The sequence below is a fragment of the Hohaiivirga grylli genome (genome assembly GCF_039655745.1).
Lineage (GTDB): Bacteria > Pseudomonadota > Alphaproteobacteria > Rhizobiales > Beijerinckiaceae > Hohaiivirga > Hohaiivirga grylli.
In genome coordinates this window covers 21446-33385 of the sequence record NZ_JBBYXI010000001.1, presented here as the reverse complement: position 1 = coordinate 33385, position 11940 = coordinate 21446, and the positions used below count along the sequence as shown (strand labels likewise).

General features: G+C 47.6%; 10 protein-coding genes. 9 read left to right on the top strand and 1 reads right to left on the bottom strand.

The genetic code is table 11. From position 1 onward, the window contains the following. The first annotated feature begins 1 nt into the window (after position 1). From WJT86_RS00070 to WJT86_RS00050, 5 genes are all read left to right on the top strand, one after another. A complete protein-coding gene (locus WJT86_RS00070; RefSeq protein WP_346335452.1) occupies positions 2-619 on the top strand; it encodes a nicotinate-nucleotide adenylyltransferase in 618 nt (205 codons plus the stop codon). A gap of 122 nt (positions 620-741) precedes the next feature. After that, the gene (gene rsfS, locus WJT86_RS00065) at positions 742-1158 is read left to right on the top strand and encodes a ribosome silencing factor (RefSeq protein WP_407066900.1); all 417 of its coding nucleotides are present in this window, start codon (positions 742-744) and stop codon (positions 1156-1158) included. A gap of 9 nt (positions 1159-1167) precedes the next feature. Further along, the gene (gene rlmH, locus WJT86_RS00060) at positions 1168-1650 is read left to right on the top strand and encodes a 23S rRNA (pseudouridine(1915)-N(3))-methyltransferase RlmH (RefSeq protein ID WP_346335450.1); all 483 of its coding nucleotides are present in this window, start codon (positions 1168-1170) and stop codon (positions 1648-1650) included. 74 nt (positions 1651-1724) lie between these two features. Continuing rightward, on the top strand, positions 1725-2990 hold the full coding sequence (locus WJT86_RS00055; protein WP_346335449.1) for a murein hydrolase activator EnvC family protein: 1266 nt from the start codon (positions 1725-1727) through the stop codon (positions 2988-2990). Continuing rightward, positions 2990-4417, top strand: a complete 1428-nt coding sequence (locus WJT86_RS00050) for a S41 family peptidase (RefSeq protein WP_346335448.1) — start codon at positions 2990-2992, stop codon at positions 4415-4417. Before WJT86_RS00055 ends, WJT86_RS00050 begins: the two co-directional genes overlap by 1 nt. 77 nt (positions 4418-4494) lie before the next feature. Here the strand turns inward: WJT86_RS00050 and WJT86_RS00045 are convergent, their stop codons facing one another. Then, positions 4495-7341, bottom strand: a complete 2847-nt coding sequence (locus tag WJT86_RS00045; RefSeq protein ID WP_346335447.1) for an autotransporter family protein — start codon at positions 7339-7341, stop codon at positions 4495-4497. A gap of 306 nt (positions 7342-7647) precedes the next feature. Here WJT86_RS00045 and WJT86_RS00040 point away from each other — a divergent pair, with 306 nt between their 5' ends. The 4 genes from WJT86_RS00040 to WJT86_RS00025 all read left to right on the top strand — a co-directional run bounded on the left by WJT86_RS00040 (position 7648) and on the right by WJT86_RS00025 (position 11525). Next, positions 7648-8166 (top strand): RNA pyrophosphohydrolase, encoded by a 519-nt coding sequence (locus WJT86_RS00040; protein ID WP_346335446.1) that lies wholly within the window; start codon positions 7648-7650, stop codon positions 8164-8166. 107 nt (positions 8167-8273) lie between these two features. Continuing rightward, positions 8274-9278, top strand: a complete 1005-nt coding sequence (locus tag WJT86_RS00035) for an NAD(P)H-quinone oxidoreductase (protein WP_346335445.1) — start codon at positions 8274-8276, stop codon at positions 9276-9278. A 41-nt stretch (positions 9279-9319) separates the two neighbouring features. Then, positions 9320-9790, top strand: coding sequence for a low molecular weight protein-tyrosine-phosphatase (locus WJT86_RS00030; protein WP_346335444.1), 471 nt, complete (start codon positions 9320-9322; stop codon positions 9788-9790). A gap of 88 nt (positions 9791-9878) precedes the next feature. After that, positions 9879-11525, top strand: a complete 1647-nt coding sequence (locus WJT86_RS00025) for a cation:proton antiporter (RefSeq protein WP_346335443.1) — start codon at positions 9879-9881, stop codon at positions 11523-11525. Positions 11526-11940 lie beyond the last annotated feature (415 nt).

The window sequence follows — 11940 nt, the reverse complement described above, 5'->3', positions numbered from 1 at the left end:
CATGCGGTGGCAGGATTTAGCCCCGCACCATCGCTTGCCACCTGTTGCAGCGGGTATGCGTATTGGCCTTTATGGGGGAAGCTTTAATCCAGCCCATGAAGGCCATCGCAAGGTTAGTCTGTTAGCTTTACAGAGATTACGACTTGACCAGATCTGGTGGCTGGTATCTCCGGGCAACCCACTAAAAGACCACAGCAATCTGCCTGATACTGCGGCCCGTGTAGCACAGGCTAAAGCCATGGTTTCAAACCCGCGTATTGTTGTTACGGCTTTTGAAGAGGCGATTGGGACGAACTATACCGTTGAAACAATAGCTTTTCTCAAGCAACGCTTTCCGCTTGTTCACTTTGTCTGGCTGATGGGGGCGGATAATCTGGCGGGCTTCCATCACTGGCGGGGCTGGCAGGATATTGCGCGGATGGTTTCAATTGCGGTTATTGATCGACCGGGCTGGACATTATCAGCAACAGCAAGTAAATCCGCTCATGTTCTGGCTCGCTACCGGAAGCCTGAAAATCAGGCATCCTGTCTTGCTGATTCGACATTGCCAGCGTGGGTTTTTATTCACGGACCACGTACTGCATTGTCATCAACACAGATGCGACAGCAGAAAAAGTAAGGTTTTCAATAAAATCGCCTTATTTTATCTGTAATAGTCATTCCCTATTATTGTTAGTCGTTGAATTTTAACAAATTTGCGGCATATTTTTAAAGGTCGGCGTGTTGCCGCGCTATCGAAGGATGATACCACTGCCCCACACAGCTTCACTTTCCACTAAATCCGCAGCGAAAGCTTCGCAGGAAAAGTCTGTTCAAGATATTGTCATGGAAGGCCTTGATGAAATGAAGGCTGAAGACGTGGTCGTTATCGACCTCGTTGGGAAGACAAGTCTTGCAGATATGATGGTTATTGCTTCCGGTCGTTCAAACCGCCATGTTGGCTCAATTGCCGAGCACATCATGGAAGAGATGAAGAATAACGGGCATGGCTTCCCCCGTGTTGAGGGTATGCCTTCCTGTGATTGGGTTCTGATCGACGCTGGCGATGTTCTGGTTCACGTTTTCCGCCCGGAAGTTCGGGCATTCTATAATCTAGAGAAAATGTGGAGTGCTGATCGCCCTGATGAGCAGACTGCAGCACCTGTTTCACGTCAGTAAGAAGAAGACGTGCGGCTCAGTATCATCAGTGTTGGCCGTTTAAAGAACGGGCCTGAACGCGAACTCGTTGAACGGTACAGGCAACGTCTGGAAGCATCCGGGCGTAGCCTTGGGTTCACGGCAATAAATCAGATTGAACTGTCAGAAAGCAAGGCCCGTCGCGAGGAAGATCGCCGGGCAGAAGAGGCTGCTGCCATTTCCGCAAAGCTTGGGAATGGTGTGCTTGTCGCTTTTGACGAGCGTGGGAAATCCCTTTCAAGCAAAGCCTTTTCTGATCAAATTACCAATTGGCGTGATAGTGGTCGTGAGCAGGCATCTTTTATCATCGGTGGGGCTGATGGTCTGGATGAGACCTTACGTCAGAAAGCTGATCTGATCTTATCGTTTGGTGCCCTGACTTTACCCCACCAATTAGTGCGTGTGTTAGTAACTGAGCAACTTTATCGCGCTATTACAATCATTGGTGGTCATCCTTACCATCGTGATGGTTGAGAATTTTTGGTTATATGCAGAGCTTTTTACCCATAACACGACACAGGCATAAGGGTCCGGTAATCGGACTATTTGTGCTGTCTCTTGTAATGGGTGCAGCTCTTCCACATCTTGGTAAGGCACAGGCTCCGGCAAATAACACGGCTCAGACTCAAAGTGAGTTGGAGGCCGTTAAGCAAAAGCTTGATGCCCATCAGCAGGCAGGCAAACGCCTTGAACAAGAGATTGCGTCAATCAAGAGCGACCGCACAAAACTCAATGCGGCCCTGATCGAGACAGCTCAGAAAACCCGCGCTCTGGAAGAGCAGATCAGAGATCTTGAAGAGCGTCTGGAAACACTCACAGGTAGTGAAACAGCTATTCAGGATTCACTGAACAGCAGACGGGCTGTTATCGCAGAGGTTCTGGCCGCACTGCAGCGGATGGGCCGAAAGCCGCCGCCAGCCGTATTGGCACAGCCAGAAGATATGCTGCTTGCTGTCCGGACATCCATTTTATTAGGCGCAGTTTTACCGGAATTACGCGCCGAGACGAATGCGCTTGCCAATGATCTCACAGAACTTGTGCGGTTGAAGAAGGCAATTGCGACAGATCGTTATACGCTCAATACACAGTTGACGAGCCTGACAGACCAGCAGCAACGTGTGGCAGCGCTCATGGAGGCGCGTCAGAGCCGCCAGTCTGAAGTTGAGGCTGCAATCGGCAGTGAACGTCAGAAAATGGCTGAGCTTGCAACGCAGGCAAAGTCTCTGGCAGACCTGATTGAACGATCGGAAAAAGAAGTGGCTGGCGCTCAACGTGCGGCTGCCGCGGCCAGACAGGCGGAAACAATGCAGCAAAAAGCTGCATTTGCTGCAACGGCATTTACCGATCCTTCAAGATTATCACCGAAGATACCTTTCGCGCAGGCAAAAGGCAGACTTCCTCTGCCCGTGTCCGGCGAACAAGTAAAGGACTTTGGTGGTTCTGATGGATATGGCGGCACTATGCGCGGCATATCCCTTTCAACCAGAGCAAAAGCGGTGGTGGTATCACCATCGGATGGGTGGGTTGCATTTGCTGGCCCGTTCAGGTCTTTTGGTCGTTTGTTGATCATTAATGCCGGAGGAGGATATTATGTATTGCTCGCTGGCATGGATCAGATAAATGTAGAGGTAGGACAATTTGTTCTCGCCGGTGAGCCGGTCGCAATAATGGGAGAGCAGGCATTGCCTTCTGCTGTTGCAGGCTCTATCGAGACAAAGGACCCTGTGCTCTATGTAGAGCTTAGGAAAGATGGCGGGTCAATTGACCCTGGGCCATGGTGGGCGAAATCGCAAAGCGAGAAGGTTCGCGGGTAATGCGCAAAATATCTTTAGTTCTCTTGGGCGCTGCAATTGGCGCTGGTACAGCAACACTGGTTTCCCAGCAGGTTATGCCAACAACAGCACCTGCTATCGCGGCACCTGCAGATACCTACAGGCAGCTGAGCCTGTTCGGTGATGTTTTTGAAAAAATTCGTGCCGACTATGTCGATAAACCCGATGATCAGAAGCTCATTGAAGCAGCTATCAATGGTATGCTGACATCGCTCGATCCACATTCCAACTATATGGATGTAAAGAGCTTCCAGGATATGCAGGTCCAGACCAAGGGTGAATTCGGTGGTCTTGGTATCGAAGTCACCATGGAAGACGGCCTCGTTAAGGTTGTGACGCCAATTGATGATACGCCGGCAGCACGTGCTGGTCTTCTGGCCAACGATCTTATCTCGCAGATTGATGGTGAGCAGATTCAGGGTCTGACCCTTAATCAGGCCGTCGATAAGATGCGTGGTGCGCCAAATACGAAGGTCAAGCTGAAGATCATTCGTAAGGGTAAAGATCCATTTGATGTCACGCTCACCCGTGAAACCATCAAGATCAAGCCCGTTCGCTTCCGTACAGAGGGTGATGTTGGCTATATCCGTATTACTCAGTTTACAGAGCAAACCTTCTCAAATCTCAAAATTGCCATTGAGAGCCTGACGAAGGAAATTGGTAATGACAAGCTGAAAGGCTTCATTATTGATCTGCGTAATGATCCGGGTGGTCTGCTTGATCAGGCTATCTCAGTTTCAGATGCTTTCCTTGATCGCGGTGAAATTGTTTCAACACGTCCACGCGATCCAAACCGGGTTGAACGTTACAGTGCCAAGAAGGGCGATCTGACAAACGGTAAGCCAATTGTTGTTCTGATTAACGGTGGTTCAGCTTCCGCTTCTGAGATTGTTGCCGGTGCTCTTCAGGATCACAAGCGTGCCAAGGTTCTGGGTACCCGCTCCTTCGGTAAGGGCTCTGTCCAGACAATCTTCCCGCTCGGTTCCAACGGCGGTATCCGTCTGACAACAGCGCGTTACTTCACGCCGTCAGGCCGTTCTATTCAGGCTCAGGGCATCGCTCCTGATATTGAAGTCCGTCAGGATATCCCGGATGAGCTGAAGGGTAAGGATGAAACCAAGGGTGAGGCCGGATTGCGCGGTCACCTGAGCAATACAACCGATAAGGACAAGGAAGAGGGCGGTGGTTCCTCAGCCTATATCCCGCCAGATACCAAGAAGGATAAACAGCTTTACGCTGCTTTGGAAGTTCTTCGTGGTGAATGGAAAGGCGTTGAAAATCTGAAGATGCCGGTTGTCGCCGAAACTGATGACAAGAAGTCAGATGGTGCTAAGGCAACAGATGAAAAATCCGACCAGAAGCAGGATGCCAAGCCTGAAGACGGTAAGAAGGATGAAGAAAAGAAATAAGTAAAAATAAACCCGCCGAAAGGCGGGTTTATTATATCTCGTTTATTCAAACCGGATAATATTCTCCGGTTTTCTTTTTAGAATGTGTAACGCAACCCGCCTGTAAGGCTGAAACCGGAAACACCCGTTTTGCCAATGCGCTGCTGGTAAGCAATGTCACCATAGGCAGAGAGGTTTTTGGAGAGGTTGGTGTTTATACCCACACCCGCTTCAATGACCGTACCCAGCTGACCGATCCGGAAATCATCACCAAGATAAATCTTGTTGCTGTGATTGCGGAAATTATGGATCAGGTTGAGTTTGCCATAAACAGTGACGATCCGGTCTTTCTCGGTGTAGGTCTTTGACAAACGGGCACCAATACGGGCAGTCAGCTGGTCAAGGTTCCCGAGCGTAACAACGAAGTTGTCGACGTCAAGTTTCCTGTCAAACATCAGGCGCTGATAGACCAGCTGTGCCTGAGGCTCAAGAATGATGCTCTCTGTCAGCTTGATCGGGTAACCGGTTTCAATCGAGGCGGCAAAGGTCTTGCCGCTGAGGCCTGCTGTTCTGCCACGATAGGATGTCGAGACATGACCATCAAAGCCACCGTAGGAAAGAATGCCGTCGATATACCAGCCACTGTTATGCAGATAGGTTGCATAAGCTGAGACAGTCCATTTATCGAGATCGGTATCCGTTGTACCGGAAACCCTGTTTGGTCCGAATGTCAGCTTACCGATGCTGCCAGCGATACCAAAGCGTGTGACGCTTTCTTCGCCTTCAAAGGCAAAGAGGTTGCCACCCATCTGGACTGCTGCATAGTTAATGTCAGCATTATAGCCATAGCTGTAGGTATTGCGGTTTGAGTTATATCTGTAGGTTCCACCGTATGCACGGATGAAGAACTCACCGGTGCCACTGTTGCGCCCAAGTGCCCGATCATCACGAACTTCACCCAAACGGCGATGCAGGTTGGAGATATCCATCAAGCCGGCATGGAAGAGGGCTGTTGGGGCAAGAATATAGTTCGCAACCTGAGGAGCAACCGCACGAACCTGTGGAGTTGGTCCTGGATCCGGTGTTGGAGCAGGTGGCTCTGGATCAATAATTCCAGGGATTTCAGGCTCCGGATCAGGCGTTACAGGAGTTGAGATATAAGCGCTCTGGAGGCGGTAATCCCAATATGGGTTTGTGCCCGTGACAAGTCTCTGGCTCTCATTAGCTGCACCATTGCTGGCGCCTGGGCCATAAGCCTGCAGAGTATACTGATAAGGTGTTCCGCCAGCTGTAATATAACCACCAAGCAGGCTGAAGGAGTTCTCAGAAGCTGAACCTGAAACCTGAATGATAGAAATACCTTCAGATGGAAGGTTGACCAGACCACTGGCTGTAGCCCTACCAATACTTCCTGTCACCAGATTAATGGAGACATTTGTTGTTCCGGTGACATTACCATTGATCAGCAGGCGGTCAGTTGACTGGTTTGCCAGACTTCCACCTTCATTCAGAAGTGTATTGAGAACAACACGGCCGTTATTTCCGATGTAGTTGCCATTGATCGTGAATACATCACCTGCAGCTAGTTCTTTTGACAGGTCTATGGCTCCACCATTGGTGACTGTTCCTGTCAGAGTGAAGGAAGTCGATTCACCTGCGGCACGATATGGCTCAAGGGTTGCACCGGAAGACAGATTCAGAGATGTCAGTGATGAATCTGCATTAATCTGCCACTTACTTGTGCTGCCATCGATTTTAAGGTCGATATTGGAGGGTGTTGCTGCAGCAATGTGGATGTCCGTTGATCCAACAAAGATGCTGCCATCGGACATGTTGAGAGCAATGACGCCACCATTAATGGCATCCATAATGCCTGTAACATCAAACTTGCCAGATGTTTCGGTAAAAGAAGATTTATCTATGGCTGGTAATCTTTCATACCGCTGGAAGTTATCGGGAATTACCGGAGTATTGATGCTGCGGTTTGCAATAACCGAGTCTGCTCCATTAGCCTGCATTACAATGGCTGTATTTGTTGCTCTTAACGTTGCACCACCGGCAAGATAGATATAACCGGGACGAACGTTATCGGTATATGTGCCCTGCTGTTCAGTTGCTGCATATAATGCATAGGCATTCGTACCAGTTGTTTTGATGTCGGCCCCATCACCAAGCTGAATAAAGCCGCCTTTATTTGCATAAACGGCATGACCTGTTATCGTGCTTGTTTCAATTGTCGCATTGTTGCCGATGAAGACGTAGGAACTGCCGAGAGTATTATTATTACCAAATATAAGATCCCAACCAGTAAGACCATTTGTATCTTTATTTCTGTTACCTGCATAGACAGCATAACCCGTTCCATCATTGGCGTTGGTTGCCGTGGCTGTACCGATTACTTTAATGACAGAAGCATCCGGTAAAATGATAACGGTATTTGAACCAGCATTTTGATAGTTGTTTGCGCGAACGGCAATACCATTCGTTGTTTCGATATTCGCGAACTGACCAATGTATACGAGTGAATCGTAGTCCCGGTTGAAGTCGGAGGCAGCATTGATACCATCCGCACTCGAACCTGTTGTCTTTATCGTCAGGCGATCAGCATAAAAATAGTTTGCTTCACTATTGATTCTAACACCGTCAGCAGCACTACCTGTTGTCGAGATGTTGATTTCCTTCAGGTTATACTGAGCATCTTTCATATAGACGCCAAAACCCTGTAGTGGAGCTGTTGTTCCTGACTCAGTTGTTATGACATTGACGATGTCATAAGAGCTTGGATTGCAATAATAAAGTGTGGAATTACAATCCAGTGTTGCTGCGTTAGGAGCTGTATTATTTATCAGAAAGAGAGATGCCAGAGCGGTTCCTGCAATCAGGCATGATTTGTAAGAATACGCACGGCTCGTGCGTACGGCGTTGCCGTAACACTTTTTGGACATGAGACCCCCGACAGGATTTTTAACTTTATGATAAAGATATCATTTAACTTAGTTATATTACATTAAATGATTGTATAAATCATGTCAATTTATAATTACATTTAATGTCGTTGGCGATATATGGCAGAATGTGAATTTTTATTAAATAATTAGAATATATTATAAAATATATTTGGTAATATTATGTGATATTTTAGATATGGGTTAAGATGAGATAAGGTTGCCTTGCAGCTTTCAACCAATATTATAATATCACAGTGAGAACATCTCCTAGTGCTTCATTCCTGCATGCAAAGGCAAATCAGCATGAAACTACTTTCCTATCGTCCATGTGTTGGTATCATGCTGCTGAATGCAAAAGGGCTGGTATTTGTTGGTCGGAGGAAAAGTGATGCCAGTGTACTCTCAGGCTCTCCTTATGCATGGCAAATGCCTCAGGGAGGTATTGATCCGGGGGAAGAGCCTTATCATGCGGCTTTACGTGAGCTCTATGAAGAGACCAACGTGAGAAGTGTGAAGCTGGTTGCTGAATCTGAGGAATGGTATAGCTATGACCTTCCCAAAGAAATGGTTGGCAACTGGCGTCGTCCGAACTGGCGCTTCAAGGGGCAGACACAGCGCTGGTTTGCATTTCGCTTTAATGGCGATGAAAGCGAAATCAATATTAAGTCACCTGCTGAAGGCAAGCACCGTCCGGAATTTGATGAATGGCGCTGGGAAAGTATTGAGCGCCTTCCAGAGCTGATTATTCCGTTCAAGCGTGAAGTTTATGAGCAGGTTGTCAAGGAATTTGCCAGTTTGCCAGACCTCGTGCGGGATAAATAATCTTTCTCATTCGTAACTGTACATGCTTGCTGGCGCACTTGATGCAGCGGTGATGCTATATAAATTACCAATTAGGTTCCTCTGTTTTGAGAGAATGGAGTGTCAGCATGACAGCCCGTATTGTGCAGGATATGCAATGTATCCAGATCAGAGAATTTGGTGGTCCTGAAGTCTTGCAGCTGGTTTCACGCAAGTCGCCTGTTCCAGAGAAGAATGAAGTTCTGGTCAGGGTGAAGGCAGCGGGTGTCAATCGGCCTGATGTATTTCAAAGGCAGGGGCATTATGCGCCGCCAAAAGGTAGCTCTGATCTGCCCGGGTTGGAAGTTGCTGGTATTATTCAGCAAACGGGTGAAGACGTACATCATCTGCATGTAGGTGATGAAGTTTGTGCACTTCTGGCAGGTGGTGGCTATGCTGAATACTGCACTGTTCCGGCTGTTCAGGTTCTACCAATTCCAAAAGGGCTTTCCATGGTGGAAGCTGCAGCTCTGCCTGAAACCTTTTTCACTGTCTGGACGAATGTCTTTGAAAGCGGTGCGCTGAAGCGTGGTGAGAGTATTCTTATTCACGGAGGCTCCAGTGGTATTGGCACAACAGCAATTCAGATGGCAAAACATATGGGAGCTCGTGTCCTTGTCACAGCTGGTTCTGATGAGAAATGTCAGGCTTGTGAGCATCTGGGTGCAGATCACGCTATCAATTACCACACTGAGGATTTTGTTCAGGCCGTTCGCAAACTGACAGATTATACAGGGGTTGATGTTATTCTTGATATGGTTGGTGGCGATTATCTGCCCAGAAATCTTAAGGCCCTTGCCTACAAAGGACGTCATGTTTCGATCGCGTTTCTTCGCGGTTCTGTCATGAAAGAGCTGGATCTTATGCCTCTGATCCTGAAGCGTCAGATATTGACCGGTTCAACCTTGCGTGCACGTGAGCCTGAGGAGAAGGGGCGGATTGCGCAGGAACTGAAAACACATATCTGGCCCGCTATTGAGAGCGGAAAGATTAAACCTCGTGTTTTTAAAACATTTCCTCTCGCACAGGCTGAAGAAGCGCATCGCCTGATGGAAAGCAGTCAGCATATTGGTAAGATTGTTCTGACGATATAAGGCAACTATATTAGGCTCGCCTTTTTACCATGTTGGTTCTGATGCCTGAAAAACAGTCGGTTCTTTTTGTCTGCCTCGGCAATATCTGCCGTTCTCCTCTGGCTGAGGCTGCGATGCGTTCTGTCGCCGAGCAATATCATCTGGACATTGATATTGACTCTGCTGGCACAGGTAACTGGCACAAGGGTGAGGCACCGGATGAGCGGGCACAAAGAACCGCTTTAAGACATGGTGTCGATATTGGTTGTTATCGGGCTCGTCAAATCACACAGAATGATTTTTATAAATTCTCACATATTATTGCTCTGGATCGTAGCAATCTCGAGACACTGCTTAAGCAGAAACCTGCTGACAGCTCTGCAATTGTACGAATGCTGCTGGATTACGTGCCCGGGCGCAAGGGCGAGGCCGTTGCAGACCCATATTACGGAACTGAAAGTGGTTTTGAAGTCACATGGCAAGATGCCATGTCAGGGGCACAAGCACTGGTGCGTACTCTGATGAAGGCGTGAGAAGTCACTACGTCATGTGCGCTGGCATGCAGTAACATACAGTTTTGCGGTGTGAGTATTCTTCGATATTAAGTTAAAAGGGTAACAGATGATATCGCAAATCCTGATGGTCATGATTGCCGCTATTGCATTGACCATTTTTGCAGAGAGACGGCAGATTCAGGCGCCTCTACTGCTTGCTGCCGTTGGAATTGTAGTCTCATTTGTCCCCGGGCTTCCTCATGTTGAAGTGCCCGCAAATGTCCTTCTTGGATTTGTTCTGCCGCCTCTGTTGTATTCCGCAGCATTAAATTTTTCATTTTACAGTTTTATGCGCCGTTTGAGCTCCATTACCAATCTCGGCGTTGCTCTGGTTCTGGTTACGGCCTTCGCAGGCAGTATAGCGGTTATGGCTATCATTCCGGAAATGTCATTCGCGCTTGCCCTCCTTTTAGGAGCGGTTGTGGCGCCGCCAGATGCTGTCAGTGCTGTTGCGATTGGCAGCCAGCTTCACCTTCCACGGCGGGTCATGACAATCCTGAAAGGAGAAAGCTTGATCAATGATGCGGCGGCACTAACATTATTTGCAGCTGCTGCCACAATGGTTACCGGGGGTGGGCATTTTATTGAGAACCCATTTCTCTACTTCCTGTACTCAACCGTTGCCGGTATCGTTATTGGCATCATTCTTGGACATGTCGTGCATTTCATACGGTGCCGTTTGTCTAATCCGACAATGATTACGACACTGACAATTATTCTTCCCTTTGCGGCTTATGCTCTGGCCGAAGAGGTACATGCCTCTGGTGTGCTCTCTGTGGTTTTTGCAGGTTTTGTGTGTGGGCATAAAGCGCCTGAGATGAGCTTGGCCGGACGCTTGCAGGAGCGCGATGTCTGGCGTGTTTTTGATGCCCTGCTTGAGGCCTTTGTTTTTGCCTATATTGGGTTGCAGTTCTCTTCCATCATTGAAAACGCAAAGAATGAAGGTTTTAACCTCTTGTTGCTGATGAAGGCATCTGCGGCTTTGCTGGTAACAGTTATCGTTGTGCGTCTGCTCTGGATTTTTCTCTCAGATCGCGTTGCAAGGCTTATCTATAAGACAAAACATGAGAAATGGCGCAGAGACAACAAATTATATGCACTGCCAGAGCCTTTGAACTGGCGGGAAAATCTTGTGCTGTCATGGTCTGGAATGCGTGGTGTTGTGACACTTGCTGCCGCTGCAGGCGTGCCTGTTGTGGCATCGACCGGAGTACCTGTGACAGGGTGGGGTGCTGTTCTTCCCATTGCTTTTGTTGTTGCGATCGGGACTTTGCTTTTACAGGGTCTGAGTTTGCCGTGGCTGATCAGTAAGCTTGGTGTCAATGATGCAAAGGATAAAAAGTATTTTCAGGAGCAATTACTGTATGCTCATAGCGTAGCAAATAAAGCGAGAATTCAGGCGCTACATGAGCTGCAGCAAAATAACAAAACCAAAGAAAGTGCTGATGTTGCTGGGCGAATGCTTCGCAGGGCCCAGAAAGAGACCCAGGAAAATACAGAACTCTCAGTGACGATGAATGAGAGACGCCGTAATCGTTTGTCGAATATTCTGGAAATTATCAGGTTTGTCTTGATTGAGCAGCGTGGCGCATTGCTTGATGCGCGTAGTGCGGATGACCTTGATGATGAAGTTGTTCGGCGTATGCTTGATGATATGGATCTAGAACAGGCCTTTATTGAGCGACGGGCTGAGCGGGCGGCAAAGGGTTTCTGAAAATAAAACTCTGCTATTTGTATAAAAAAATATAATTAAATCATTAGAAAAACTATATGTAACTTATTCATGTTTTGCTTTGATGCATTCATAACGGTTTTATAAAAAATGTTGCATTCTCATTGCGTGTGTCATACTTTAGTCATGAAGTGACTTATAGTAACTATAGCTGTATGGGCACTTGTGAATTATCGATTGCCTAACTGACCAAATGTCATCAAAGCAGTCGACTTTAATTATAAGCTGAGCCGACAGGTTCACTAAATGTAACTATGTAAGTCATTCAGTTTAGAATGGCTGTGGGGCGTTTTATAAAAAGAATGCAAGCAAATTACAGGACTATTAGGTCTGTGAAATTGGCTTAATGACATTTCCGCATTCTTTTCTTAAGCCTTTTATATGGCGTGCGAAAAAC